We start from the raw sequence: 24,998 nt of genomic DNA, 5'->3' as shown, positions 1-24,998 counted from the left end.
AACAGCCCCGGCCCGGGACCTGACCCCTGGGCCGGGGCTATTTACCGCCGCGGCCGCTATCGCGCCGAGAATCCGTACACCGTCTCCGACCGGTACCGGCCGCCCGGCCGCAGTTCCGTGCCCGGGAAGTCCGGCCGGTTCGGGGAGTCGGGGAAGTGCTGGGTCTCCAGCGCCACCCCCTCGCAGGGCACGAACGGTTCGCCCAGATGGTCCGCGGTGTACACCTGGAGCCCCGGCTCGGTCGTCGCCACCGTCAGCACCCGCCCGCTCGCCGGGTCGTGCAGCTCGGCCACCTCCTCCGGCACCGCGGTGACCCCCTTGTCGAGCACGAAGTTGTGGTCGTACCCGGAGCCGGTCTTGCGGGCCGTGCGGAAGTCGAAGCGGGTGCCGGTGACCGCCGCCGGCTCCCCGGCCGGGATCAGGTCCCCGTCGACCGGCGTGTACCGGGCCGCCGCCAGCCGCAGCTCATGGCCGCTCGCGGCCCCGCTGCCCGGACCGCCGAGGTTGAAGTAGCTGTGGTTGGTCAGGTTCACCACCGTCGGCGCGTCCGTGACCGCCTCGTAGACGAACCGCAGCGCGCCGGACGCGTCCAGCGAGTACGTCGCCGTGACCTGCAGCCGGCCCGGGAATCCCTCCTCGCCGTGCGGTGACACCCGGCTCAGCCGCAGCCCGTGCTCGACCGGCTCCACCTCCCAAACCCGCTTGTCGAAGCCGCGCGCGCCGCCGTGCAGCGAATTGGGGTCGTTGTTCGGCTCCAGCGCGTACGTCACCCCGTCCAGCGGGAAACGGGCATGCGCGATCCGGTTCGCGTACCGGCCGATCAGGGCGCCGAGGTACGGCTCCGGGTACGCGAGATAACCCTCCAGGTCCGCGAACCCCAGCACCACGTTCGCCGTCCGCCCGTCGCGGTCCGGGACCTCCACGGACTGCACGATCCCGCCGTACGACAGCACCCGCACCCGGGTGCCGGCGCGCTCCAGCGTCCAGCGGTACACCGGAGTGCCATCGGAAAGTGTTCCGAAGTGTTCGCTCATGGTGGAAACTTTAAGTCACGAGGTCTTGTCCGTGACTCTGCGATACGCGATCTCCGCGAGCCGCGCCTGACCGTCCTTGCTCGGGTGGAACCAGTCCCAGTGGCTCAACTGCTCGGTGCCGAACCGGAAGTCGTACACCGCGCCGCCGTCGAACCGGCACCGCGGGTCCTTCGCGCAGACCTCCTTCAGCACCTTGTTGTATTCCTCCACCCGGGCCTGCACCGTGTCCCGCCGCGCGGTCGCCGCCGCGTCCAGCGCGTCCGCGTCCCCCAGCATCGAAGGGCAGAGCCCCAGCTTCCAGATCTGCTTGCCCAGCGCGTTGGTCCGCCCCTGCGACCACAGCCGCTTCAGGTTCGGCACACTCGACACGTACACCTGCGCCTTGGGCAGCGCCCGGCGCAGCGTGCCCATCGCCTCCTCGAACTCCGCCCGGAAGCGGGCCACCGGCGTCATCGCCGCCGTCGACGCCCGGCACGCGTCGTTCGCCCCCGCCATCACCGTCACCAGCTGCGGCTTGTGCGCCACCGCCTGCGCCATCTGGTCCGGCAGATCCGCCATCCGGGCCCCGGTCACCGCGAAGTTCCAGCTGTGCGTGGCCGCCCTCGACGCGCCCAGCAGCCGTACGGCGAGGCTCTTCACCTCGGCGCTGTCGCCGGTCGCCCAGGACACCGCGGGACAGTCCTGCAGGACCGTACAGGCGTCGAAGCCACGCGTGATGGAGTCGCCCACCGCCGCTATCGAGGCCGGGCTCGTGTCCCACAGCGGTGCGGAGGAGGGCTTCGCCCGCCCCGCCGTCGTCCCGGTGCCGGAGCCGCCGCCCCCCAGCGCGTCGCAGCCGGCCAGCCCCAGCGCGGCGGCCGTGGTGACGGCGAGCGCCGCGCGCACGCGCCGGTTTCGCTTCCGCATCCCTCGTGATCCCCTCGCTTCTCGGACAGACGACCCACCCATGACAACGCACGGGAGTTCCCGGGCTCGCGCGACCGCTCCGCAAGAGGTGGCCCACAAGATGCAACGCTTCACACCCGTACAGGCGTCCTGCCGAGTGAAAGGCGGATGTTCACGGCACCGGGACCGACGGTACGTCACACTCCTTGCGCCGCCGCACGGTAGCCTCGCCATCAACGCGGCTGCCCTGCCATCGCCGCCATGCCAGCCTGCAAGACTGTCCCGCTCTGCCCGGAGGTCCCGGTGACGACACGTGGAGTTCTGTACGTGCACTCCGCGCCGCGCGCGCTGTGCCCGCACGTCGAGTGGGCCGTCGCCGGGGTGCTCGGCACGCGCGTCAACCTCGACTGGATCCGGCAGCCCGCCGCGCCCGGCACCTGGCGCTCGGAGTTCTCCTTCAAGGGCGAGGCCGGCACCGCCTCCAAGCTGGCGTCCGCCCTGCGCGGCTGGCACCTGCTGCGCTTCGAGGTGACCGCCGAACCCAGCGCCACCGCCGAGGGCGAGCGCTACAGCTGCACCCCCGACCTGGGCATCTTCCACGCCGTCACCGGCATCCACGGCGACATCCTCATCCCGGAGGACCGGCTGCGCGCGGCCCTGACCCGCTCTCAGCGCGGCGAGACCGACCTGGAGGCGGAGATCGCCAAACTCCTCGGCAAGCCCTGGGACGACGAACTGGAGCCGTTCAGATACGCCGGCGAGGGAGCCCCGGTGCGCTGGTTGCACCAGGTGGTCTGAGACCTGAAGCGTGAAGGGGCCCCACCTCGAGAGGTGGGGCCCCTTCAGTTGCGCACGTACGCTTCTCAGACGGTGCGGAACGCCAGGACGACGTTGTGCCCGCCGAAGCCGAACGAGTCGTTCAGCGCGGCGATACGGCCCTCCACGGGCAGCTTGCGGGCCTCGCCGCGGACGATGTCCGCGTTCGCCTCCGCCTCCGGGTCGAGGTTCTCGACGTTGATGGTCGGCGGGGCCATCCGGTGGTAGAGGGCGAGGACCGTCGCGACGGTCTCGACGCCGCCCGCGCCGCCCAGCAGGTGACCGGTCATCGACTTGGTCGCCGACACGGCCATGTGGTCGGCGTCGTCGCCGAAGACCTTGCGCAGCGCCTTCAGCTCGGCGACGTCACCGGCCGGCGTGGAGGTGGCGTGCGCGTTGACGTGCACGATCTCCGCCGGGTTCAGGTCGGTGCTGTCCAGCAGGTGCTGCAGCGCGTGCGAGATGCCGCGGCCCTCGGGCTCCGGCTGCACGATGTCGTGGCTGTCGGCGGAGATGCCCTGGCCGACGGCCTCGGCGTAGACCCGGGCCCCGCGCTTGGCGGCGTGCTCGGCGGACTCCAGGACGACCACACCGGCGCCCTCGCCCAGGACGAAGCCGTCGCGCGCGACGTCGTAGGGACGCGAGGCGCCCTGCGGGTTCTCGTTGTTCTTCGACATCGCCATCATGTTGCCGAACGCGGCGATGGGCAGCGGGTGGATCGCCGCCTCCGTACCACCGGCGACGACGACGTCGGCGCGGCCCGTACGGATCATCTCGATGGCGTAACCGATGGCCTCGGCGCCCGACGCGCAGGCGGAGACCGGGGTGTGCACGCCGGCGCGGGCGCCCACGAGCAGACCCACGTTGGCGGACGGGCTGTTCGGCATCAGCATCGGCACGGTGTGCGGGGAGACGCGGCGGACGCCCTTCTCCTTCAGCACGTCGTACTGGTCGAGCAGGGTGGTCACGCCGCCGATGCCGGAGGCGATGACCGTGCCCAGGCGGTCGGGGTCGACGGCCGGGTCCTCACCGGCCTTGGCCTCGAAGCCCGCGTCGGCCCACGCCTCCTTCGCCGCGATCAGCGCGAACTGCGCCGAGCGGTCCAGCTTGCGGGCCTGCGGCCGGGGGATGACCTCGGTGGGCTCCACGGCCACCGGGGCCGCGATACGGACGGGCTGGTCGGCCGCCCACTCGAACTCCAGGGGCTTGACGCCGGACTTGCCGGCGATCAGACCCTCCCAGGTAGAGGCTGCGTCGCCACCCAGCGGTGTGGTTGCGCCGATACCGGTGACGACCACGGTGCGATTGGTCGGGCTCACGGATTCTTTCTCCAACGTTGCGAGGAGGACTACCCCCGCCGGTGCGGGGAGAGCGGCGCCACCGCCGGGTGGCGGGGCAGTTCAGCCGAGGGCCGGTGGATCAGCCCTGGTTCTTGAGGATGTACTCGGTCGCGTCGCCGACCGTCTTGAGGTTCTTGACGTCCTCGTCCGGGATCTTGACGTCGAAGCGCTCCTCGGCGGCGACGACGACCTCGACCATGGACAGCGAGTCGACGTCCAGGTCGTCGGTGAAGGACTTGTCCAGCTGGACGTCCTCAACCGGGATGCCGGCGATCTCGTTCACGATGTCGGCGAGACCGGCGACGATCTCTTCCTGAGTGGCGGCCATGACGGCGCTCCTTCTTTGTGTTCCAGAGGGTGTGGCGGTGGTGCTTTCCCGAACCGGACCGTCGCGTACGCGGAAGATCCGGCACGGAGTGCCTAGGGGAGGGTAACGACAGTGGCTGCGTAGACGAGACCCGCCCCGAAACCGATGACGAGCGCGGTGTCGCCGCTCTTCGCCTCGCCGGTCGCCAGGAGCCGCTCCATCGCGAGCGGGATCGAGGCGGCCGAGGTGTTGCCGGTGGTGCGCACGTCACGGGCGACCGTGACGGACTCCGGCAGTTTGAGAGTTTTGACCATCGAGTCGATGATCCGCTCGTTGGCCTGGTGCGGGATGAAAACGTCCAGCTCGCCGGGGGAGACGCCGGCGGCGTCCAGCGCCTCCTTGGCGACCTTCGCCATCTCGAACACGGCCCAGCGGAAGACCGCCTGGCCCTCCTGGGTGATCGCGGGGAACTTCGCGACCTCGCCGTCGCGGTAGTCCGTCCACGGCACGGTCTGCCGGATGGTGTCCGACTTGTCGCCCTCGGAGCCCCATACGGTCGGACCGATCGCCGGCTCGGCGGAGGGACCGACCACGACCGCGCCCGCGCCGTCGCCGAACAGGAAGGCCGTCGCCCGGTCCTCCAGGTCGGTCAGGTCGGACAGCCGCTCCACGCCGATGACCAGCACGTACTCCGCGGAGCCCTCGACGACCAGGCCCTTGGCGAGCGTGAGGCCGTAGCCGAAGCCCGCGCAGCCGGCCGAGATGTCGAAGGCGGCCGCCTTGCGCGTGCCCAGCTTGTCGGCGATCTCGGTCGCGACGGCCGGGGTCTGCTTGAAGTGGGAGACGGTGGCGACGACCACCGCGCCGATCTGCTCGGCGGTGATCCCGGCGTCGGCGATCGCCTTGCCGGACGCCTCGATCGACATGGCGGCGACGGTCTCCTCGTCGTTCGCCCAGTGCCGGGTCTCGATACCGGACCGCGAGCGGATCCACTCGTCGGAGGAGTCGATCGTCTCGAGGATGACCTCGTTGGGCACGACCCGGGTGGGCCGGTAACCGCCCACGCCGAGGATGCGTGCGTACAGGTGGCCCTTGGTGGGCTTGATCTTCGCCATCAGGGCTCCTTGTCAGGCTCCGTGCTCTGCGATCAGCTCGCGAGCGGCATCGAGGTCGTCCGGTGTCTTCAGCGCCAGCGTCTTCACGCCGGGCAGCGCCCGCTTGGCGAGGCCGACCAGCGTGCCGCCGGGGGAGACCTCGATGATCGCGGTGGCGCCGAGTTCCCTGAAGGTCTCCATGCACAGGTCCCAGCGGACCGGGTTCGCGACCTGGCCGACCAGGCGCTCGAGCACCTCGTCACCGGTGGCGACGGCCCGGCCGTCCTTGTTGGAGACGTAGGTGATCTTCGGGTCGGCCGGTGAGAGCTGCGCCGCCGCCTTGCCGAGGGCCTCCACGGCGGGAGCCATGTGGTGCGTGTGGAAGGCGCCCGCGACCTTCAGCGGGACGACCTTGCGGACACCCTCCGGCTTGTCCTCGTTCAGCGCCGCGAGCTGCTCCAGCGTGCCCGCGGCCACGATCTGGCCCGCGCCGTTGATGTTCGCCGGGGTCAGGCCCAGCTTCTCCAGATGCGCGACGGACACCTCGGGGTCGCCGCCGAGCAGCGCCGACATGCCGGTCTCGGTGATCGCGGCCGCCTCGGCCATCGCCAGTCCGCGCCTGCGGACGAGGGTCAGGGCGGCGGTGTCGTCGAGGACGCCCGAGAACACGGCCGCGGTGATCTCGCCGACGCTGTGCCCGGCGACGGCGCCGGGCGTCACGGTGCCCAGCGCCGCGGCGGAGACGAGGCCGGCGGCCACGAGCAGCGGCTGGGCGATCGCGGTGTCGCGGATCTCGTCCGCGTCGGCGTGCGTGCCGTAGTGCACCAGGTCGAGGTCGATGGCCGCCGAAAGGGTACGCAGACGGTCCTCGACACCGGGGAGGTCGAGCCAGGGGGTCAGGAAGCCGGGCGTCTGGGCGCCCTGGCCGGGAGCGACGAGTACGAGCACTCTCACACTCTCTCTTGTGGACGGCCGAAGCCGCCCGTGGGGACAGGGACGAAGAACGGCAGGGGGTTTTGTGGACCCCCGACAAAAAGCTAGCTCTGGGGATCGCCGTCGACCAGGCGCCCCAGGATGAGCGCGATCCGCAGGGTGAATGCGGAGCGTACATCCGATGGCGACCATCCGGTGACGTCAGTCACACGTCGAAGCCGGTAGCGCACGGTGTTGGGATGCACGAACAGCATTCGGGCGGCGCCCTCCAGACTGCTCGCCTGTTCGAGATATACGGAGAGCGTCTCCAGAAGTGCCGAGCCCGCTTCCTCCAGCGGTCTGTAGATCTCCTCCACCAACTGTTCGCGCGCGCTGGGGTCACCCGCGATCGCGCGTTCCGGAAGCACATCGTCGGCCAGGACCGGGCGCGGGGCGTCCTGCCAGGCGGAACACGCCTTGAGCCCGGCGGCGGCGGCCTGGGCGGACCGGGTCGCGGCCAGCAGATCGGGCACGACGGGCCCGGCGACCACCGGACCCGCGGCGAACGGCCCGATCAGCGACTTGGCGACGGCGAGCGGATTGTCGCTGCCGCCCGCGATGACGACGAGCCGCGACCCGAGCACCCCGGTCAGCACCTGCAGCTTGGCGTGGCGCGAGGCCCGCCGGATGGCCTCCACGGTCAGCTCCGAGTCGCCGTCCGGGGCGGTCCCGAGGACGACGCACACATGTTCCGGAGCGCTCCAGCCGAGCGCGGCGGCCCGGCTGACGGCCCCCTCGTCGGCCTCCCCGCTCAGCACCGCGTTCACGACGAGCGACTCCAGCCGCGCGTCCCAGGCACCGCGCGCCTCGGCGGCCTGGGCGTAGACCTGGGCGGTGGCGAAGGCGATCTCCCGGGCGTACACGAGCAGGGCCTCGCGCAGCATGTTCTCGTCCCCGGGGGCCGCGACCTCGTCGATCGCGGACTCCATGACCTCGATCGTGGTCCGCACCATCTCCACGGTCTGCCGGAGCGTGATCGCCCGGGTCAGCTCGCGCGGCGCGGTCCCGAACACATCGGTGGAGATCGCCTGGGGCGCGTCCGGGTGCCGGAACCACTCGGTGAAGGCGGCGATGCCCGCCTGGGCGACCAGCCCGATCCAGGAACGGTTCTCCGGGGGCATCGCCCGGTACCACGGCAGGGTCTCGTCCATCCGCGCGATGGCCTGGGCGGCGAGACTTCCGGAGGATTTCACCAGCCGCTTCAGGGTCGCGGGGTGCGGGTGCGGGGCCTGCGCCGCGGTGTCGGGGTGATGGGCTTCGGGTTCGGGCACGATGACAAGACTGCCTTATCCGGACGGGCACGTGCGCCGAGGGTCGCAGGTGAGGGGGTCACCTGGGCACCGGAGGTCTACGGTGGTCCCCGTGATGGACGTAAGGCGCGCCGACACGCGCTACCCCGGCGGGGACCCCGCGGCCGGTGTCGAGACCCGGCACGCCTTCTCCTTCGGGCCCCACTACGACCCGGACAACCTCCGCTTCGGCGCGCTGATCGCCTGCAACGAGGAGCGCCTCGCCCCCGGTGCCGGCTTCGACGAGCATCCGCACAGCCACACGGAGATCGTCACCTGGGTGGTGGAGGGCGAGCTGACCCACCGCGACTCGCGGGGCCACGAGACGACGGTCCGCCCCGGGGACGTCCAGCGGCTCAGCTCGGCGGCCGGCGTCCGGCACGTCGAACGCAACGACGGCGCGGCGCCCCTCGCCTTCGTCCAGATGTGGCTGGCCCCCCTGGACCCCGGCGGCGACCCGTCCTACGAGATCGTGCACGGGATCGCCGACTCCACCCCGTACGCGGTCCCGGAGGCGTCCGCGATGCTCCACGTGCGACGCCTCGCGCCGGGCGAGCGTACTGCCGTACCGGACGCGCCACAGGTGTACGTCCACGTGGTGCGCGGCGAAGTACGGCTGGACGGTACGGAGTTGGGGCCGGGAGACGCGGCCCGCATCACGGCCGAGAAGGGTGTGGAGGCGGTCGGGGTGACCCAAGTGGAGCTGTTGGTCTGGGAGATGGCGTAGGCCCTACAGCTCGGCCAGCACCCCGTCCGTGAACGCCGGCCACGCCTCCACCGCCCACGGGCCGAAGGAGCGGTCGGTGAGGGCCACGCAGGCCACCCGCGCGTCCGGGTCGATCCACAGGAACGTGCCGGACTGGCCGAAGTGGCCGAAGGTCCGGGGGGAGGACGAAGAGCCCGTCCAGTGCGGGGACTTGGAGTCGCGGATCTCGAAGCCGAGGCCCCAGTCGTTGGGGTTCTGGTGGCCGAAGCCCGGCAGGACGCCCTTCGTGCCCGGATACTGCACGCTCATCGCCTCCGCGACCGTCCGCGGATCCAGCAGCCGCGGCGCCTGCACCTCCGCCGCGAATCGCAGCAGGTCCGTCACCGTGGACACGCCGTCCTTGGCGGGGGAGCCCTCCAGGGAGGTGTCCGCCATCCCCAGCGGCTCCAGCACCGCCTGCCGCAGATACTCGGCGAACGGCATCTCCGTCGCCTTCGCGAGGTGATCGCCGAGCTGCTCGAACCCCGCGTTGGAGTACAGCCGCCGTTCTCCGGGCGGAGCGGTCACCCGGTGCTCGTCGAAGGCCAGCCCCGAGGTGTGCGCGAGGAGATGGCGGACCGTCGCCCCGGGCGGCCCGGCGGGCTCGTCCAGTTCCACCGCCCCCTCCTCGTACGCCACGAGCGCCGCGTACGCGGCGAGCGGCTTGGTGACCGAGGCCAGCGGGAAGCGCCGCCCCACCGGGCCGTGCGTCCCGAGGACCGTCCCGTCGGCCCGCACCACACCCGCCGCGGCAGTGGGAACCGGCCAGTTCTCGATCAACGCGAGGCTCTTCAGCGACATGCCCCCGAGCCTATGCGGCCTACAGCGACAGCCGCATCGAGGGGTCCGGCTTGCGGACGAAGCCCAGCGACGCGTAGAGCGGCTCGGCCTCGGCGGACGCGTTGAGGTCGACCTGGCGGGCGCCCTGCTCGCGGAACCAGTCGACGAGGGCCTCCATGCACGCGCGTGCGTACCCCCGGCGCCTGGTGTCCGGGTCGGTGGCGACGCTGAAGACGTGCCCGACCCGCCCGTGCGGATTGCCCGCCCGCCCGATCCGGTACTCCACGGTCCCCACCGCCAGCGCGGCCAGCGCCCCCGGCCGCTCCGGATGGTCGACGACGAAGGCGGCGAAACCCTTCTCCGCCTCGGCGAGCCGCGCCCGCAGCACCGGAAGGGACTCCTCGTGCCACTCCGTGGACGCGGACGCGGAGAACATGGAGTCGATCATCACCTGACGCAGCCGCAGTACTTCGGGGGCGTCATCGGGTTCGGCACGGCGTGCGAGACTCATGCCCGGCACGCTAACCGTCTCGATCAAGCCGTGTCCCCCGGATTTCTTACCGTTTCCGCTTGCTTCGAGCCCACTCCAAGGTCATAGCGTGGGGGCCATGACGGTGATGGAGACCACGGGTACCAGGGCCGACAGCTGTGCCGCCCCGCCACAACCCCACCGACGCCCCGAAGGCCAGGACCTCTACACGATCAGCGAGGTCGTCGCCTTCACCGGCCTGACCGCGCACACCCTGCGCTGGTACGAGCGCATCGGCCTCATGCCGCACATCGACCGCTCGCACACCGGGCAGCGCCGCTACCGCAACCGCGACCTCGACTGGCTGGACCTCGTCGGGAAGCTGCGGCTGACCGGCATGCCGGTCGCCGACATGGTGCGCTACGCGGAACTGGTGCGGGAGGGCGACCACACGTTCGTCGAACGGTTCGAGCTCCTGGAGGCGACCCGCCGGGACGTCCTGTCCCGGATCGCCGAACTGCAGGACACGCTCGCCGTACTCGACCGGAAGATCAGCTTCTACGCCGAAGCCGGACGCGCCTACGAAACGGAGAAAGCCGGATGACCGACAGCAGGATCCCCACCGCGCGCCTCGGCGACAACGGCCCCGAGGTCGGTGTCCAGGGCCTGGGCTGCATGGGCATGAGCTTCGCCTACGGACCCGTGGACGCGGACGCCTCCCGGGCCACCCTGGAGCGCGCCCTGGAACTCGGCGTCACCCTGTACGACACGGCGGACGCGTACGGAGCCGGCGAGAACGAGAAGTTTCTCTCCCCGTTCTTCAAGGCGCACCGCGACGAGATCGTCATCGCCACCAAGTTCGCCCTGTCGATCCCCCCGGAGGACCCGACCCGGCGGATCATCCGCAACGACGCGCCGTACATCCGCACCGCCGTCGAGGCGAGCCTGCAGCGGCTGGACGTCGACGTGATCGACCTCTACTACATGCACCGGCGCGACCCGGAGGTGCCGATCGAGGAGACCGTCGGTGTGATGGCCGAGCTGGTGCGCGAGGGCAAGGTCAAGCACCTGGGCCTGAGCGAGGTCACGGCCACTGAGCTGAGGGCCGCGCAGGGGGTGCATCCGATCGCCGCCGTGCAGTCGGAGTGGTCGCTGTTCAGCCGGGACATCGAGGCACAGGTCGTTCCGGCGGTCCGGGAGCTGGGCGTCGCCCTGGTCGCGTACTCCCCGCTCGGCCGCGGCTTCCTCACCGGCTCCTTCGCCGACGCCGACCAGGACCTCACCGCCGACGACTTCCGCCGTACGCAGCCCCGCTTCACCGGCGAGAACGCGGCCGCGAACGCGGCCCTCCTGGAGCCCGTCCGCTCCGTGGCCAAGGCCCACGACGCGACCCTGGGCCAGATCGCCCTGGCCTGGGTCCAGCAGCAGGCCGGGATCCACGGTCTGCCGGTCGTCCCGATCCCGGGCACCCGCAAGCCGAGCAGGATCGAGGAGAACACGGCGGCGACCGCGATCCACCTCACGGACGAGGAGCTGGCTCTGCTGGAGCCGATCGCGGCCAAGGTGGCGGGCGACCGCTACCCGGACATGCGGTTCACCTCGGCCGGCCGCGAGTAGCTACAGCTCGGCCAGCAGTTCCGCCTTCTTCACGGAGAACTCCTCGTCGGTGACCAGCCCGGCCTGGTGCAGCTCCCCGAGGTGGCGGATCCGCTCGGCGATGTCGGCGGGGTCCCGGCGCGGCGTGGCCGCCGCCGGGACGGCCGCCGTGGCCCCGCGTCCGCGCACCGCGGAGAGGACCGCCGCCGCGAACGGCAGCGACTCGTGCACCGGCCCGTACCCCAGTCCGAACACGACGGTCGCGGGGTCCTGGTCGGCCTGCGCCGGCGTGTCCTCCCCGCGCAGCAGCCTCAGGTGCCCCTCGAACACCTCCGGCGAACGCCACTCCACCCCGCTCAGCTCGGACACGGCGAAGCGCTGGTCGCCGGCCTTCCACTTCGCCGACGAGGCCCCCGTCCAGAACCACCGGAAGCGCACGGTCCGTCCGTCGAAGGACGCCTTCCCGTCGTAGGCCTTGAAGGACAGCGGCGCCTCGGGAGCCGGCACGAGGAACCGCTCCGCCGGTCCGGACTCGGTCAGCCGGGACCGCAGTTCGTCGGCGTAGTACTCCGCGAGCACCTTCCGCTCGGCCGGCAGCACCAGCCGGTAGGGGTCGCCCCCGTCCTTCAGCTGTCCCGCCGCCGCCTCCATCAGCGGATCCGCCCCGGGCCGCGGCTCGGCGCGCAGCACGACGGTCCCGCGTCTGCCGGGGGTGAGCGTCACCCCGGACAGGGCGGTCAGCGGAACCCTCCGTTCACCCAGCGCCGAGAGCAGCTTGGGCGTGCGCATCCCCCGTTCGTAGCGGATGAGGACGGAGTCGGACTCGAACTCCCAGGCGGCATGAAAACCGGCCAGTACGTCACCCATGCGGCTCATCGTATGCGGGACACGCATCTTCGTCCCCTCCCCACGCGCACCGCAGTTCCTGCGTCTCTACGCGCGTCCAGCCGTCGTCGTGTCGGACAAATCCGCCCGGCAGGCGGTGGCATCGCCCGCGCACTCCACCGAGCGGTACGCGCCAGTGCCGATGCCGGCGAGATTGCGCAGGCTGTCCGTGCCGGGCACGAAGTAGCCGCCGTGGCCCTTCGCGTCCCGGGAGGACAGCACCCGCGCGCCGAACGCGCGGGCCATCGGGTCCTCGCCGTGCCCGAGGCCGCCGACCTCCAGGTGCGGCACGTCCTGCACCCAGTCGTCGGCGTCCCGCATCGCCCACACCCGGGCGCCGGTGCCCAGCCGGGCCGCCGTCTCCGCCCGCATGCCGGGGCTGCCGGCCACCGCTATGTCGGTCACCCGCTCCGGCATGCCCCGGGCGGCGACTCCGCACACGACGGAGCCGTAGCTGTGGCAGAACATCGAGACGGGTGAGGTGCCCGGCAGTGCGCGCAGCAGGGCGTTCAGGCGTACGGCGCCGTTCTCGGCGCGCATCGCGGTCGCCGAGTCGATGCCGAGGCCGTCGGGCGAGGTGTAGTCGGCCCAGGCGATCACCGCGGTCGAGGTCGAGGGGCGCGCCTCGTGCTCGGCGGTGTACAGCGCCTCGGCCATGCCGGCGGGCGCCGAGTACTTGCGGTGGGTGCGCTGGAAGGTGAGCAGGTCGGTGTCGACGCCGGGGACGACGACGGAGATCCGCTCGGCCCGGTCCAGGTCGCCGAAGACCTCGGCGGCCCGGCCCGAGCCCTCCGGGTCGAAGGCGAGGATCTGCCGGTGGGCGCTGCTCATGGCCTCGTAGCGGTGCATGCGCCGCCCGGCCTCCTGCTGCCCGGCGGGCGAGAGGCGGCTGTCGTGCATCCGCTTTCGCTCGACCCGGGTCTGCTGGCGCAGGGCGATCCGGTTGGCCCGGTAGCGCAGCTCGACGGGGGCGCCGTTCAGGTTGCCCACCGCGAGCGCGTAGTCGTGGGCGAGCCCGGTGCGCTGGGCGGCGGTCAGCGAGGCGAAGAAGCGGGCGATCCTGCGGGGTGCCACGTCGAGGTCCGGCAGTGCGCGGCCGCCTGTCCGGCCGTGCTCGAAGGCCGTGCGCGAGGCCTGCAGGGCGGTGGTTCCCCGGTGGTGGCGCACGGCGGTCCAGCCGGTGGTCGCCAGCATCACGAACACCACGGCCAGGGCGAGCACGGCGCGCCAGACGTTGAGTTGCGGGGAGGTGTCGAAGGAAGTCACTGGGAGGACACACTAGGAGAACGAGAGGGTCTCGAGTTAGTTAAGTGACCGGGATCACGTTTCGCGCGTCGTGGTGTCCACCACCCATTTTCTCAGGCCTCGCGCCAGCTGCCCAGCAGAGCCGGACCCAGCCGGTCGAGGTAGCCGGACGTCAGCGCGTGCATGCCCGCCACACTGAACTCCGCGCCGGTCACCCACTGCCGTTCGGTCACTCGCATCACCCCGCTGAAGACGGCCACCACGAGCCGCGGCCGCGGGTCGGTGTCCACGTCGAGCCCCTCGCGCTCGGCGATCACCCGGGCGAGCGTCTCCTCGACCTCCACCGATTGCCGCAGATACGCGGCGAGCAGCACCGGCGTCGACTCGATCACCCGGTACATCCGCAGGTACAGCTCCACCGGTACGACGGTCTCGACGATCTCGTGGATCGACTGCCATCCCTCCAGCACCGCCTGCCGCAGCGCCTCCATCGGCGCCTCGTGCGCCGGCCGCTCCCGCACCGCCTGCACGAACCGCTGCACTGTCATCTCCAGCAGGCCGAGCGCGGCCTCGTCCTTGCCCGCGAAGTAGCGGAAGAAGGTGCGCTGCGAGACGTCGACGGCGTCGGCGATCGCGTCCACGGTGGTCGCCTCGTACCCCTGCGTGGTGAACAGTTCCATGGCTGCCCGCAGCAGCGCGTCCCGGGTGCGCTGCTTCTTGCGCTCACGCAGAGTTTCCATAATGTGTCAGTTACCGACTTGTGAACTCGTTTGTCAATTGTCAGTGGCTGTCACTAGCTTTGAAGGCATGACTAGTCAGACCACCATCGACACGACGGGGCCGGGGGACAAGGCACGGCCAGCCCCGTCGGACCGGCAGCCGGACAAGGCGCTGCGCGGGCATCCGTGGCTCACTCTCATCACCGTGGCTGTCGGGGTCATGATGGTGGCCCTCGACGGCACCATCGTGGCCATCGCCAACCCGGCCATCCAGAAGGACCTGGGCGCCACCTTCGCCCAGGTCCAGTGGATCACCAACGGCTACTTCCTGGCCCTCGCGGTCTCCCTGATCACCGCGGGCAAACTCGGTGACCGCTTCGGCCACCGGCAGACCTTCCTGATAGGCGTCGTCGGCTTCGCCGCCGCCTCCGGCGCGATCGGCCTGTCCGACAGCATCGCGTTCGTCGTCACCTTCCGGGTCTTCCAGGGCCTGTTCGGCGCCCTGCTGATGCCGGCCGCGCTCGGCCTGCTGCGGGCGACCTTCCCGGCCGAGAAGCTCAACATGGCCATCGGCATCTGGGGCATGGTCATCGGCGCCTCCACCGCGGGCGGCCCGATCCTCGGCGGTGTGCTCGTCGAGCACGTCAACTGGCAGTCGGTGTTCTTCATCAACGTGCCGGTCGGCGTCCTCGCCCTCGCCCTGGGCGTCGTGATCCTGCTCGACCACCGCGCCGAGAACGCCCCCCGCTCCTTCGACCTGCTCGGCATCGCCCTGCTCTCGGCCGCGATGTTCTGCCTGGTCTGGGCCCTGATCAAGGCCCCGACCTGGGGCTGGGGCGACGGCAAGACCTGGGCGTTCGTGATCGGCTCGGTCCTGCTCTTCGGGGCGTTCGCCTTCTGGGAGACGCGGGTCAAGGAGCCGCTGATCCCGCTGGCGCTGTTCCGCTCGGTTCCGCTGTCCGCGGGTGTGGTCCTCATGGTCCTGATGGCCATCGCCTTCATGGGCGGCCTGTTCTTCGTGACGTTCTACCTGCAGAACGTGCACGGCATGAAGCCCATCGACGCAGGTCTGCACCTCCTGCCGCTCACCGGCATGATGATCGTCGGCTCCCCGCTGGCCGGCGCGATGATCACCAAGCTGGGCCCGCGGATCCCGCTGGCCGGCGGCATGGCGGCCACGGCGATCGCCATGTACGGCATGTCCACGCTGGACACGGACACCGGCAGCGCGGCCATGTCCATCTGGTTCGCGCTGCTGGGCCTCGGCCTCGCCCCGGTCATGGTCGGCGCCACCGAGGTCATCGTCGGCAACGCGCCGATGGAGCTGTCCGGCGTGGCGGGCGGTCTCCAGCAGGCGGCCATGCAGATCGGCGGCAGCCTCGGTACGGCCGTGCTCGGTGCCGTGATGGCCTCCAAGGTCGACGGAGACCTGCCGGGCAACTGGACCGACGCGGGTCTGCCGCCCCTGACCGGTACCCAGCTGGACCAGGCCTCAGAGGCGGTCCAGGTCGGCGTGGCGCCGGTGACGCCGCAGACTCCGGCGGAGGTCGCCGCGAAGATCACGGACGTCGCGCACGACACGTTCATCTCCGGTATGAGCCTGGCGTCCCTGGTCGCGGCGGGGGTGGCGGTCGTCGCGGTGTTCGTGGCGCTGCTGACCAAGCGCGGGGAGAACGCGGAGGCGGGCGCGGGGGTCGGTCACCTCTGACCAGGCCCCGGACAGGGGAAAACTGACGGGACTTCAACGGATTTCCCCTATCAGGGTGACAACGCTAAAGGTCTCTCGCCTCCGGCACGCGCCACAGGTCACAGTTGGTCAAGCCCTCCGGATGGGAGGGCGGTCAGGACCGCGACGCGCTGCCGGAGGGGGACAGCGCGCCGCGGCCCCCGGGGCCCTTGGCGTTCGCGGGGCATGAACCGCGGGGCATGAACCGCGGGGCGTGGGTACCCGGCCATCGAAAACATCCCCGGAACCCAGGGAGTTGACGATGGCCGGCTTCGGACACGGCACGCGCAGGTACCCCCGCTCACGTGGCCGCACGGGGTTACGGACCGGGCCGGACAGCGCGACGCTCGGAATCGTCGGTCTCGTCTGCGCGGTCGCCGGATTCTTCGCCCTCGGGATCGTCCTGGGGCCCGCGGCGATCGTCTGCGGCTGGCTGGCCATGGGCCGGACCTGGTCGGGCCCCCGCCCGATCCCGGCCGTGGTCGCCGTCGCCCTGGGCGCGATAGACACCCTGCTGGCGATCATCTGGCTGGCGGGCGCGGCGGGGCCTGGGAACGGGTTGCTGTAAGGGATTCCGTGCGGGGTCCCGGCTCCCGGGCGTCGTACTTCAGCGCCGCCACCTCGGCCCGCAGCGCCCGCACCTCCTCGGTCAGGGCGCGGATGGCCTCCGTCTGGGCACGCTCCTCCACGTCGTCCTTGTCGAAGCGCTCGATGAACCATGCCGCGATGTTGGCGGTGACGACACCGAGCAGGGCGATACCGGAGAGCATCAGCCCGACCGCGATCATCCGGCCCAGACCGGTGGTCGGCGCGTGGTCGCCGTACCCCACGGTCGTCATCGTCGTGAACGACCACCACAGCGCGTCACCCAGCGTGCGGATGTTCCCGTCCGGTGAGTCCCGTTCCACGGACAGCACGGCGAGCGAGCCGAACATCAGCAGTCCGACGACCACGCCGGCGACGTACGTCGTCACCTGGATCTGGGTCGCCATCCGGGCCCGCCGGCCCAGCAGCAGAAGGGTGGCCACCAGCCGCAGCAGCTTCAGCGGCTGCACCAGCGGCAGCACCACCGCGCACAGGTCCAGCCAGTGGCTGCGGACGAAATCCCGCCGGTCGTGGGTCAACGCCAGCCGCACCAGGTAGTCCGCGGCGAACGCCCCCCACACGACCCACTCGACCACCGTGCAGGCGGCCGTCAGCGAGTGTCCGGCCGAGGTGTCCACGATCGGTACGGCGTAGGCGACCCCGAACACCATGGCGAGGGCCAGCAGTGGCCGCTGGCTCCCCTGCTCCCACCGCTCCTGTGCCGTTCGTCGCTGTACACCCGCTTGCATGACCGCATCGTAAAGAACGAGTAAGGGGTGGCGGAGCCGGAAGCCGCTCCACCACCCCTCGATGCGCTGCGCGCTACGCGTCGCCGCCGGCCGCTCCCGGGTCCGCCGCCGAGACGTCCAGCAGCTGGTAGCGGTCGATCGCCTGCTTCAGCACCGACCGGTCGACCTTGCCCTCCCTGGCCAGCTCGGTCAGCACGCCGACGACCACCGACTGCGCGTCGATGTGGAAGAACCGGCGGGCCGCGCCCCGGGTGTCGGCGAAGCCGAAACCGTCCGCGCCCAGCGACTGGAACGTGCCCGGCACCCACCGCGCGATCTGGTCCGGAACCGACCGCATCCAGTCGGAGACGGCCACGAACGGTCCCTCGGCACCGCTGAGCTTGCGCGTCACATACGGCACCCGCTGCTCCTCCTCCGGGTGCAGCAGGTTGTGCCGCTCGACCTCGACGGCCTCGCGCCGCAGCTCGTTCCACGAGGTCGCCGACCAGACGTCGGCCTTGACGTTCCAGTCCTCGGCGAGGATCTTCTGCGCCTCCAGCGCCCAGGGGACGGCCACACCGGAGGCGATGATCTGCGCCGGGATGGTGCCCGAGGTGCCCTCGCTGAAGCGGTGGACGCCCTTGAGGATGCCCTCGACGTCGACGTTCTCCGGCTCGGCGGGGTGCTGGATCGGCTCGTTGTAGACGGTGAGGTAGTAGAAGACGTCCTCGCTCTCGGGCCCGTACATCCGGCGCAGACCGTCCTGCACGATGTGCGCGATCTCGAACGAGAACGCCGGGTCGTAGGCGACGCACCCCGGGTTCGTCGAGGCGAGCAGCTGCGAGTGGCCGTCCGCGTGCTGGAGCCCCTCACCGGTCAGCGTCGTACGGCCGGCGGTCGCACCCAGGACGAAACCGCGCGCCAGCTGGTCCGACATCTGCCAGAACTGATCGCCGGTGCGCTGGAAACCGAACATCGAGTAGAAGACGTAGACCGGGATCAGCGGCTCGCCGTGCGTGGCGTACGCCGAACCCGCCGCGATCAGCGAGGCCGTGCAGCCCGCCTCCGAGATGCCGTCGTGCAGCATCTGCCCGGTCGGCGACTCCTTGTACGCGAGCAGCAGATCGCGGTCCACCGACTCGTACTGCTGGCCGAGCGGGTTGTAGATCTTCGCACTCGGGAAGAACGAGTCCATGCCGAAGGTGCGGTACTCGTCCGGCGCGATCAGTACGAACCGCTTGCCGAGCTCCTTGTCCCGCATGAGGTCCTTGAGCAGTCGTACGAACGCCATGGTTGTGGCGATCGACTGCTGACCGGAGCCCTTCTTCACGGACGCGTACGTCTTGTCGTCCGGCAGCGGGAGCGGCTTGGCGCGCACGACACGCGTCGGGACGTACCCGCCGAGCGACTTGCGCCGGTCGTGCATGTACTGGATCTCCTCCGAGTCCCGCCCCGGGTGGTAGTACGGCGGGAGGCCGTCCTCCAGCTGCTTGTCGGAGATCGGCAGGTGGAGCCGGTCGCGGAAGCCCTTGAGGTCGGCGACCGTCAGCTTCTTCATCTGGTGCGTGGCGTTGCGGCCCTCGAAGTTCGGCCCCAGCGTCCAGCCCTTGACGGTCTTGGCGAGGATCACCGTCGGCTGCCCGGTGTGCTCCACGGCCGCCTTGAACGCCGCGTAGATCTTCTTGTGGTCGTGGCCGCCGCGCCCCAGGTGCAGGATCTGGTCGTCGGTCATGCCCTGGACCATCGCGCGCAGCCGCTGGTCGTCGCCGAAGAAGTGCTCGCGGATGTACGAACCGGGCTCGGTGGCGTACGTCTGGAACTGCCCGTCCGGGGTCGTGTTCATCTTGTTGACCAGGATGCCGTCCCGGTCCTGCGCGAGCAGCGGGTCCCAGGTGCGGTCCCAGATGAGCTTGATCACGTTCCAGCCGGCGCCCCGGAAGACGGACTCCAGCTCCTGGATGACCTTGCCGTTTCCGCGCACCGGCCCGTCGAGGCGCTGCAGGTTGCAGTTGACGACGAAGGTCAGGTTGTCCAGGCCCTCGCGGGCGGCGATGGTCAGCTGGCCGAGCGACTCCGGCTCGTCCATCTCGCCGTCGCCGAGGAACGCCCACACGTGCGACTTGCTCGTGTCGGCGATCCCGCGCGCGTGCATGTAGCGGTTCATCCGCGCCTGGTAGATCGCGCCGATCGGGCCGAGGCCCATCGACACGGTCGGGAACTCCCAGAAGTCCGGCATCAGCCGCGGGTGCGGGTACGAGGACAGCCCGTAAGGCGCCTTCGACTTCTCCTGGCGGAACGCGTCCAGGTTCCGCTCGCTGAGCCGGTCGAGCAGGAACGCGCGCGCGTAGATGCCCGGGGAGGCGTGCCCCTGGAAGAAGACCTGGTCGCCGCCGTCGCCCTCGTCCTTGCCGCGGAAGAAGTGGTTGAAGCCCACGTCGTAGAGCGAGGCGGAGGACGCGAAGGTGGCGATGTGGCCACCCACGCCGATGCCGGGCCGCTGGGCTCTGGACACCATCACGGCCGCGTTCCACCGGGTCGCGTTGAGGATCCGGCGCTCGATCTCCTCGTTGCCCGGGAAGAACGGCTCGGCCCTGGTGGGGATGGTGTTGACGTAGTCCGTGCTGCGCATCTCGGGCACGGCCACGCGCTTCTCGCGGGCCCGCTCGATCAGACGCAGCATGAGGTAGCGTGCCCGCTCCCGGCCGCGTTCGTCGATCGCGGCGTCAAGGGAGTCGAGCCACTCCTGGGTCTCTTCGGGATCGAAGTCAGGAACCTGACTCGGAAGGCCGCCAATGATGATCGGGTTGCGATCGGATCCGGAAGCCACGCTGTTCCTTACTCTCGCTGTTCTCCAGTATCTTCACCGCCCCCCATCGTGTACCTCGGGGGCGGAAACGTCATCTCTACCCTGAGGTAACCACTAGCTGTTCGAATCTCGTACCCTTGGATGGTTCTCAATTACGCAAACAGGGCAAGTGGGTGTGGTGTACGTCACCATCTGTCCCGGTCTCGCGCCCGGAGTTGCGTCGACACGGCCAGGATCGTCACCGTTTCGGCGGTCTGAACCGCCGGGTACTTGCGCGATCCGTCCGGCCCGTGTGGACTACGGCCAATGCTTCGCGCACGCGCGTGGCTGAGTTATTCCCAAGACATGATCAGGAGGCAACCCGTGAGCGCGACCGCGGACCACGCGGAGGAGCGGACGAACCCTGCCGTCAGGCTGGGGTTCCAGCCCGAGCAGGTGGTCCAGGAGATCGGCTACGACGACGACGTCGACCAGGAGCTCCGCGAGTCCATCGAGGAAACCATCGGCAGCGAGCTGATGGATGAGGACTACGACGACGTGGCCGATGCCGTTGTGCTGTGGTTCCGCGACGAGGACGGCGACCTGACCGATGCGCTGGTGGATGCCACCGAGTACATCGAAGAAGGCGGCTCGATCCTCCTCCTCACGCCGAAGACCGGCCGTGACGGCTACGTGGAGCCGAGCGACATCTCGGAAGCCGCGACGACGGCGGGCCTGTCCGCCTCCAAGAGCGTCAGCGTGGGCAAGGACTGGAGCGGCAGTCGGCTGGTGACGCCCAAGGCCGCCAAGTCCAAGAAGTGAAGTTCCGCAAGCTCCGCGAGTGAAGCGAGCCGGACGGACCGGGTCCTGTGTGCCCGGTCCGTCCGCCCGCTTCAGGGGTCGCTGCGTAGGGTTGTCCTCACCCAGACAGCCCCACCCGAAGGGACATCTTCGCGATGGCGATCCAGGTCGGCGACAAGGCCCCCGACTTCGAGCTCAAGGACAACCACGGCAGGGCCGTGAAGCTCTCCGACTTCCAGGGCGACAAGAATGTCGTCCTGCTCTTCTACCCCTTCGCCTTCACCGGTGTGTGCACCGGTGAGCTGTGCGAGGTGCGCGACAACCTGCCCAAATTCGCCGACCGCGACACGCAGGTGCTCGCCGTGTCCAACGACTCCATCCACACCCTGCGCGTCTTCGCCGAGCAGGAGGGCCTGGAGTACCCGCTGCTCAGCGACTTCTGGCCGCACGGCGAGGTCTCCCGCGCCTACGGCGTCTTCGCCGAGGACAAGGGCTGCGCGGTGCGCGGCACCTTCGTCATCGACAAGGAGGGCGTGGTCCGCTGGACCGTCGTCAACGCCCTGCCGGACGCCCGCGACCTCGGCGACTACGTCAAGGCGCTCGACACGCTCTGAGCCCTTCTGTCGCTCCGCACTCCCGGATCGTGCCGACACCTGTGATTCTTCGGCTCCAGGGCCTGCGGGGGGCGGGAACCCGTCACTAGGATCGACTCGTTGATCCGATAGATCCGATATCCACGCACGACGGGGCACCCCGCCCCTGGACACCAATGGAGGACTCGTGGGAGTCAGCCTCAGCAAGGGCGGCAACGTATCGCTGACCAAGGAGGCCCCCGGCCTGACCGCGGTCATCGTGGGTCTGGGGTGGGACGTCCGCACCACGACCGGCACCGACTTCGACCTCGACGCGAGCGCGCTGCTGCTGAACAACTCCGGCAAGGTCGCCAGCGACGCGAACTTCGTGTTCTTCAACAACCTCAAGAGCCCCGACGGTTCCGTGGAGCACACCGGTGACAACATCACCGGTGAGGGCGAGGGCGACGACGAGCAGATCAAGGTCAACCTCGCGGCGGTGCCGGCCGACGTCGAGAAGATCGTGTTCCCGGTCTCGATCTACGACGCCGAGAACCGTCAGCAGTCGTTCGGCCAGGTGCGCAACGCGTTCATCCGCGTGGTGAACCAGGCCGGCGAGGCGGAGATCGCCCGCTACGACCTCAGCGAGGACGCCAGCACCGAGACCGCGATGGTCTTCGGCGAGCTCTACCGGCACGGCGCGGAGTGGAAGTTCCGCGCCATCGGCCAGGGCTACGCGTCCGGCCTGCGGGGCATCGCCCAGGACTTCGGCGTCAACGTCTGAGGCGCCCAGGCCTGAAGGTGACACCGTCCGGCGCCGCACCGTTTACGGGCGGCGCCGGACGCGTAGGACAACGAAGAAGCACCGCCTAGGGGAGGACCAGCAACATGGGCGTCACGCTCGCCAAGGGAGGCAATGTCTCCCTGTCCAAGGCCGCGCCGAACCTCACTCAGGTGATGGTCGGGCTCGGCTGGGACGCGCGCTCCACCACCGGAGCCCCCTTCGACCTCGACGCCAGCGCGCTGCTCTGCAACAGCGGGCGGGTGCTGGGGGACGAGTGGTTCGTCTTCTACAACCAGCTCAAGAGCCCCGACGGCTCCGTGGAGCACACCGGTGACAACCTCACCGGTGAGGGCGACGGCGACGACGAGTCGGTTCTGGTGGACCTCGCCAAGGTGCCCGCCCAGTGCGACAAGATCGTCTTCCCGGTCTCCATCCACATGGCCGACGAACGGGGCCAGACCTTCGGCCAGGTCTCCAACGCCTTCATCCGGGTCGTCAACCAGGCCGACGGCCAGGAACTCGCCCGCTACGACCTGAGCGAGGACGCCAGCACCGAGACCGCGATGATCTTCGGCGAGCTCTACCGCTACCAGGGCGAGTGGAAGTTCAGGGCGGTGGGCCAGGGGTACGCGTCGGGCCTGCGGGGCATCGCCATGGACTTCGGCGTCAACGTCTCCTAGCAGGTCCTGCCCTGCCCGCGCGGCAACCGTTACCGGCTGGTAAGGGGGCGCCGGTGCCTACCGGAACCGCCGCCTCTAGACTTGCTTCGCAAGGTCAACTTTTTGTAAAGCCGAGTACGGCGCGGGGGAGACCCGTACACACACGATGGGGTAGCCAGTGCTTCTGAAAACCTTCGGCTGGTCGTTCGCGATTACCGCGCTCGGCCTGGTCGCTGCGGTCTTCTACGGGGGGTGGGAGGCCCTCGGCATCGTGGCGATCCTCACCATCCTCGAGATCTCGCTGTCGTTCGACAACGCGGTGGTCAACGCCGGAATCCTGAAGAAGATGAACGCCTTCTGGCAGAAGATCTTCCTCACCGTCGGCGTCCTCATCGCGGTCTTCGGCATGCGGCTGGTCTTCCCCGTCGTGATCGTCGCGCTCAGCGCAAAGATCGGCCCGATCGACGCGGTCGACCTCGCGCTGAACGACAAGGACCACTACCAGGAACTCGTCACCGACGCCCACCCGGCGATCGCCGCCTTCGGCGGCATGTTCCTGCTGATGATCTTCCTCGACTTCATCTTCGAGGACCGGGACATCCAGTGGCTGCGCTGGATCGAGCGCCCGCTCGCCAAGCTCGGCAAGGTCGACATGCTGGCGGTCTGCATCGCCCTGATCGTCCTGCTCGTCACCTCCTTCACCTTCGCCACCCACGCCCACCAGCACGGCGGCGGCCATGTCGACAAGGCACAGACCGTCCTGATCTCCGGCATCGCCGGTCTGATCACCTACATGGTCGTCGGCGGGCTCTCCGGCTACTTCGAGGACAAACTCGAGGAAGAGGAGGAGCGCGAACACGAGGCGGAGGAGGAGGCCGCGCGGACCGGCAAGCCCAAGTCCGCGGTGCTGCTCGCCGGCCAGGCCGCCTTCTTCATGTTCCTCTACCTCGAGGTCCTCGACGCGTCCTTCTCCTTCGACGGCGTGATCGGCGCGTTCGCCATCACCAACGACATCGTGCTGATGGCGCTGGGTCTCGGCATCGGCGCGATGTACGTACGGTCGCTGACCGTGTACCTGGTCCGCCAGGGCACGCTGGACGACTACGTCTACCTCGAGCACGGCGCCCACTACGCGATCGGCGCCCTCGCCGTGATCCTCATGGTCACCATCCAGTACCAGATCAACGAGGTCATCACCGGTCTCGTCGGCGTCGTCCTGATCGCCTGGTCCTTCTGGTCCTCCGTGCGCCGCAACAAGGCGCTGGCAGCGGCCGAGGGAAAAGCCGAGGACTCGGACGAGAAGACTGAGGTCTCGTCCGGGGTGTGATCACCTTCGGGGGGAGGGAACGCTCTCTGCGGGGCGGCCGGTGAGGAAACTGTCCTCCACGGCCGCCCCGTGAGCGTGTCATGGACAACCACGTGGGGGCGGGAATGGGCTTCTTCGACGGGCTGCTGGGCAGTCGCAGCGCCGAGTTCGACTCGGGCAGCGCGGCGACGAACGCGATCGAGCTGACCAAACGGCACCATCAGGTATCGCTCACCAAGCAGGGCGCGGCCACCGGAAACCTCCGGGTCAACCTGAACTGGCGGATGCGGACCTCCGACATCGGCGGGCCGCAGCGGGAGAGTCTGCTGCGGCACCCCTTCAAGGCGCTGCGGCCCCCGGAGGTCGTCGGGCACAGCCAGAGCATGGTCAACGTCGACCTCGACCTCGGCTGCCTCTACGAACTGGCCGACGGCACGAAGGGCGTCGTCCAGCCGCTGGGCGGGCTGCTGGGCGACGTCAACGCGGCGCCGTACGTGAAGCTCAGCGGGGACGACCGGTTCGGGTCGGCGTCGGGGGAGACGATGTACGTCAACCTCGACCACCGCGAGGAGATCAAACGGCTGCTGGTGTTCGTCTACATCTACGACCAGACCCCGGCGTTCGACCGTACCCACGCCATGGTGACCCTGTATCCGAGCAACGGCCCGCGGATCGAGATAGGCCTCGACGAGCGGCATCCGCAGGCCCGGTCGTGCGCGGTCGTGATGATCGAGAACGTGAAGGGCGAGCTGATCGTGCGGCGGGAGGTGCGGTTCGTGTACGGGTTCCAGGCGGAACTGGACCGGCTGTACGGGTGGGGGCTGCAGTGGGGGCGGGGCTACAAGACGAAGGTGGAGAAGTAGCCCCCACGGCGGC

26 protein-coding genes are annotated in these 24,998 nt (G+C 69.9%); 12 read left to right on the top strand and 14 right to left on the bottom strand.

The window, feature by feature from the left end:
• Positions 1–56: 56 nt before the first annotated feature.
• Together ABT057_RS30770 and ABT057_RS30765 are read right to left on the bottom strand one after the other, a co-directional pair.
• Complete coding sequence (locus ABT057_RS30770) at positions 57–1,034, bottom strand: aldose epimerase family protein (RefSeq protein ID WP_352346892.1); 978 nt, start codon at positions 1,032–1,034, stop codon at positions 57–59.
• A 15-nt stretch (positions 1,035–1,049) separates the two neighbouring features.
• Positions 1,050–1,940, bottom strand: a complete 891-nt coding sequence (locus ABT057_RS30765; RefSeq protein ID WP_352346891.1) for an SGNH/GDSL hydrolase family protein — start codon at positions 1,938–1,940, stop codon at positions 1,050–1,052.
• Positions 1,941–2,222: 282 nt separating this feature from the next.
• Between ABT057_RS30765 and ABT057_RS30760 the strand changes: the two genes are divergently transcribed.
• Positions 2,223–2,717, top strand: coding sequence for a DUF3145 domain-containing protein (locus ABT057_RS30760; protein WP_352346890.1), 495 nt, complete (start codon positions 2,223–2,225; stop codon positions 2,715–2,717).
• 65 nt (positions 2,718–2,782) lie between these two features.
• Here ABT057_RS30760 and ABT057_RS30755 read toward each other — a convergent pair whose 3' ends face one another.
• The 5 genes from ABT057_RS30755 to ABT057_RS30735 all read right to left on the bottom strand — a co-directional run bounded on the left by ABT057_RS30755 (position 2,783) and on the right by ABT057_RS30735 (position 7,719).
• The gene (locus tag ABT057_RS30755) at positions 2,783–4,054 is read right to left on the bottom strand and encodes a beta-ketoacyl-[acyl-carrier-protein] synthase family protein (RefSeq protein ID WP_352346889.1); all 1,272 of its coding nucleotides are present in this window, start codon (positions 4,052–4,054) and stop codon (positions 2,783–2,785) included.
• Between the two features lie 100 nt (positions 4,055–4,154).
• On the bottom strand, positions 4,155–4,403 hold the full coding sequence (locus ABT057_RS30750) for an acyl carrier protein (RefSeq protein ID WP_030796760.1): 249 nt from the start codon (positions 4,401–4,403) through the stop codon (positions 4,155–4,157).
• A 92-nt stretch (positions 4,404–4,495) separates the two neighbouring features.
• Positions 4,496–5,497, bottom strand: a complete 1,002-nt coding sequence (locus ABT057_RS30745) for a ketoacyl-ACP synthase III (RefSeq protein WP_352346888.1) — start codon at positions 5,495–5,497, stop codon at positions 4,496–4,498.
• Between the two features lie 12 nt (positions 5,498–5,509).
• Positions 5,510–6,424 carry an ACP S-malonyltransferase gene (locus ABT057_RS30740; protein WP_352346887.1) on the bottom strand — a complete coding sequence of 305 codons (915 nt, stop codon included), beginning with the start codon at positions 6,422–6,424 and terminating at the stop codon, positions 5,510–5,512.
• An 89-nt stretch (positions 6,425–6,513) separates the two neighbouring features.
• Positions 6,514–7,719, bottom strand: coding sequence for a PucR family transcriptional regulator (locus ABT057_RS30735; protein ID WP_352346886.1), 1,206 nt, complete (start codon positions 7,717–7,719; stop codon positions 6,514–6,516).
• Between the two features lie 94 nt (positions 7,720–7,813).
• Here ABT057_RS30735 and ABT057_RS30730 point away from each other — a divergent pair, with 94 nt between their 5' ends.
• The gene (locus ABT057_RS30730; RefSeq protein WP_352346928.1) at positions 7,814–8,464 is read left to right on the top strand and encodes a pirin family protein; all 651 of its coding nucleotides are present in this window, start codon (positions 7,814–7,816) and stop codon (positions 8,462–8,464) included.
• 3 nt (positions 8,465–8,467) lie between these two features.
• On the opposite strand, the gene ABT057_RS30725 is transcribed toward ABT057_RS30730, so the two are convergent.
• Both ABT057_RS30725 and ABT057_RS30720 read right to left on the bottom strand, forming a co-directional pair.
• A complete protein-coding gene (locus ABT057_RS30725; protein WP_352346885.1) occupies positions 8,468–9,283 on the bottom strand; it encodes a serine hydrolase domain-containing protein in 816 nt (271 codons plus the stop codon).
• A 19-nt stretch (positions 9,284–9,302) separates the two neighbouring features.
• Positions 9,303–9,773: a GNAT family N-acetyltransferase gene (locus ABT057_RS30720; RefSeq protein WP_352346884.1), complete on the bottom strand. Its 471-nt coding sequence runs from the start codon at positions 9,771–9,773 to the stop codon at positions 9,303–9,305.
• A 97-nt stretch (positions 9,774–9,870) separates the two neighbouring features.
• Here ABT057_RS30720 and ABT057_RS30715 point away from each other — a divergent pair, with 97 nt between their 5' ends.
• Complete coding sequence (locus tag ABT057_RS30715; protein WP_352346883.1) at positions 9,871–10,335, top strand: MerR family transcriptional regulator; 465 nt, start codon at positions 9,871–9,873, stop codon at positions 10,333–10,335.
• Complete coding sequence (locus tag ABT057_RS30710) at positions 10,332–11,348, top strand: aldo/keto reductase (RefSeq protein WP_352346882.1); 1,017 nt, start codon at positions 10,332–10,334, stop codon at positions 11,346–11,348. The genes ABT057_RS30715 and ABT057_RS30710 overlap by 4 nt, the downstream gene beginning before the upstream one ends.
• Here the strand turns inward: ABT057_RS30710 and ABT057_RS30705 are convergent, their stop codons facing one another.
• The 3 genes from ABT057_RS30705 to ABT057_RS30695 form a co-directional block, all read right to left on the bottom strand.
• Positions 11,349–12,203, bottom strand: coding sequence for a DUF4429 domain-containing protein (locus tag ABT057_RS30705; RefSeq protein ID WP_352346927.1), 855 nt, complete (start codon positions 12,201–12,203; stop codon positions 11,349–11,351).
• 57 nt (positions 12,204–12,260) lie between these two features.
• The gene (locus ABT057_RS30700) at positions 12,261–13,478 is read right to left on the bottom strand and encodes an alpha/beta hydrolase (protein WP_352346881.1); all 1,218 of its coding nucleotides are present in this window, start codon (positions 13,476–13,478) and stop codon (positions 12,261–12,263) included.
• 92 nt (positions 13,479–13,570) lie between these two features.
• Positions 13,571–14,197 carry a TetR family transcriptional regulator gene (locus ABT057_RS30695; protein WP_352346880.1) on the bottom strand — a complete coding sequence of 209 codons (627 nt, stop codon included), beginning with the start codon at positions 14,195–14,197 and terminating at the stop codon, positions 13,571–13,573.
• 67 nt (positions 14,198–14,264) lie between these two features.
• Here ABT057_RS30695 and ABT057_RS30690 point away from each other — a divergent pair, with 67 nt between their 5' ends.
• Both ABT057_RS30690 and ABT057_RS30685 read left to right on the top strand, forming a co-directional pair.
• On the top strand, positions 14,265–15,884 hold the full coding sequence (locus ABT057_RS30690; RefSeq protein ID WP_352346879.1) for an MFS transporter: 1,620 nt from the start codon (positions 14,265–14,267) through the stop codon (positions 15,882–15,884).
• A 280-nt stretch (positions 15,885–16,164) separates the two neighbouring features.
• Positions 16,165–16,470 (top strand): small hydrophobic protein, encoded by a 306-nt coding sequence (locus tag ABT057_RS30685; protein WP_352346878.1) that lies wholly within the window; start codon positions 16,165–16,167, stop codon positions 16,468–16,470.
• On the opposite strand, the gene ABT057_RS30680 is transcribed toward ABT057_RS30685, so the two are convergent.
• Entirely contained in the window at positions 16,424–17,236 is an 813-nt protein-coding gene (locus ABT057_RS30680) for a potassium channel family protein (RefSeq protein WP_352346877.1), read from the bottom strand. The genes ABT057_RS30685 and ABT057_RS30680 overlap by 47 nt on opposite strands.
• 73 nt (positions 17,237–17,309) lie before the next feature.
• Positions 17,310–20,042 carry a pyruvate dehydrogenase (acetyl-transferring), homodimeric type gene (aceE, locus tag ABT057_RS30675; RefSeq protein WP_352346876.1) on the bottom strand — a complete coding sequence of 911 codons (2,733 nt, stop codon included), beginning with the start codon at positions 20,040–20,042 and terminating at the stop codon, positions 17,310–17,312.
• 342 nt (positions 20,043–20,384) lie between these two features.
• Here aceE and ABT057_RS30670 point away from each other — a divergent pair, with 342 nt between their 5' ends.
• From ABT057_RS30670 to ABT057_RS30645, 6 genes are all read left to right on the top strand, one after another.
• Positions 20,385–20,822, top strand: a complete 438-nt coding sequence (locus tag ABT057_RS30670) for a DUF3052 domain-containing protein (protein ID WP_352346875.1) — start codon at positions 20,385–20,387, stop codon at positions 20,820–20,822.
• A gap of 134 nt (positions 20,823–20,956) precedes the next feature.
• Positions 20,957–21,415: a peroxiredoxin gene (locus tag ABT057_RS30665; RefSeq protein WP_352346874.1), complete on the top strand. Its 459-nt coding sequence runs from the start codon at positions 20,957–20,959 to the stop codon at positions 21,413–21,415.
• Positions 21,416–21,581: 166 nt separating this feature from the next.
• The gene (locus ABT057_RS30660; protein WP_352346873.1) at positions 21,582–22,157 is read left to right on the top strand and encodes a calcium homeostasis/redox stress adaptation protein; all 576 of its coding nucleotides are present in this window, start codon (positions 21,582–21,584) and stop codon (positions 22,155–22,157) included.
• Positions 22,158–22,261: 104 nt separating this feature from the next.
• Positions 22,262–22,837: a TerD family protein gene (locus ABT057_RS30655; RefSeq protein ID WP_352346872.1), complete on the top strand. Its 576-nt coding sequence runs from the start codon at positions 22,262–22,264 to the stop codon at positions 22,835–22,837.
• Positions 22,838–22,994: 157 nt separating this feature from the next.
• The gene (locus ABT057_RS30650) at positions 22,995–24,143 is read left to right on the top strand and encodes a DUF475 domain-containing protein (RefSeq protein ID WP_352346871.1); all 1,149 of its coding nucleotides are present in this window, start codon (positions 22,995–22,997) and stop codon (positions 24,141–24,143) included.
• A 104-nt stretch (positions 24,144–24,247) separates the two neighbouring features.
• Complete coding sequence (locus ABT057_RS30645; RefSeq protein ID WP_352346926.1) at positions 24,248–24,985, top strand: TerD family protein; 738 nt, start codon at positions 24,248–24,250, stop codon at positions 24,983–24,985.
• Positions 24,986–24,998 lie beyond the last annotated feature (13 nt).

It is taken from the genome of Streptomyces sp. NPDC002588, assembly GCF_040295925.1.
Taxonomy (GTDB): Bacteria; Actinomycetota; Actinomycetes; order Streptomycetales; family Streptomycetaceae; genus Streptomyces.
Note: the sequence above shows the minus strand (reverse complement) of the source record. Positions and strands in the feature narration are given on the sequence as shown.

Excerpts from the sequence above, each read along its gene's own strand:
- ABT057_RS30770 (WP_352346892.1), bottom strand. The coding sequence starts at position 1,034 with ATGAGCGAACACTTCGGAACACTTTCCGATGGCACTCCGGTGTACCGC.
- ABT057_RS30765 (WP_352346891.1), bottom strand. The coding sequence starts at position 1,940 with ATGCGGAAGCGAAACCGGCGCGTGCGCGCGGCGCTCGCCGTCACCACG.
- ABT057_RS30750 (WP_030796760.1), bottom strand. The coding sequence starts at position 4,403 with ATGGCCGCCACTCAGGAAGAGATCGTCGCCGGTCTCGCCGACATCGTG.
- ABT057_RS30745 (WP_352346888.1), bottom strand. The coding sequence starts at position 5,497 with ATGGCGAAGATCAAGCCCACCAAGGGCCACCTGTACGCACGCATCCTC.
- ABT057_RS30730 (WP_352346928.1), top strand. The coding sequence starts at position 7,814 with ATGGACGTAAGGCGCGCCGACACGCGCTACCCCGGCGGGGACCCCGCG.
- ABT057_RS30725 (WP_352346885.1), bottom strand. The coding sequence starts at position 9,283 with ATGTCGCTGAAGAGCCTCGCGTTGATCGAGAACTGGCCGGTTCCCACT.
- ABT057_RS30720 (WP_352346884.1), bottom strand. The coding sequence starts at position 9,773 with ATGAGTCTCGCACGCCGTGCCGAACCCGATGACGCCCCCGAAGTACTG.
- ABT057_RS30715 (WP_352346883.1), top strand. The coding sequence starts at position 9,871 with ATGACGGTGATGGAGACCACGGGTACCAGGGCCGACAGCTGTGCCGCC.
- ABT057_RS30710 (WP_352346882.1), top strand. The coding sequence starts at position 10,332 with ATGACCGACAGCAGGATCCCCACCGCGCGCCTCGGCGACAACGGCCCC.
- ABT057_RS30705 (WP_352346927.1), bottom strand. The coding sequence starts at position 12,203 with ATGAGCCGCATGGGTGACGTACTGGCCGGTTTTCATGCCGCCTGGGAG.
- ABT057_RS30695 (WP_352346880.1), bottom strand. The coding sequence starts at position 14,197 with ATGGAAACTCTGCGTGAGCGCAAGAAGCAGCGCACCCGGGACGCGCTG.
- ABT057_RS30690 (WP_352346879.1), top strand. The coding sequence starts at position 14,265 with ATGACTAGTCAGACCACCATCGACACGACGGGGCCGGGGGACAAGGCA.
- ABT057_RS30685 (WP_352346878.1), top strand. The coding sequence starts at position 16,165 with ATGGCCGGCTTCGGACACGGCACGCGCAGGTACCCCCGCTCACGTGGC.
- ABT057_RS30680 (WP_352346877.1), bottom strand. The coding sequence starts at position 17,236 with ATGCAAGCGGGTGTACAGCGACGAACGGCACAGGAGCGGTGGGAGCAG.
- ABT057_RS30665 (WP_352346874.1), top strand. The coding sequence starts at position 20,957 with ATGGCGATCCAGGTCGGCGACAAGGCCCCCGACTTCGAGCTCAAGGAC.
- ABT057_RS30655 (WP_352346872.1), top strand. The coding sequence starts at position 22,262 with ATGGGCGTCACGCTCGCCAAGGGAGGCAATGTCTCCCTGTCCAAGGCC.
- ABT057_RS30645 (WP_352346926.1), top strand. The coding sequence starts at position 24,248 with ATGGGCTTCTTCGACGGGCTGCTGGGCAGTCGCAGCGCCGAGTTCGAC.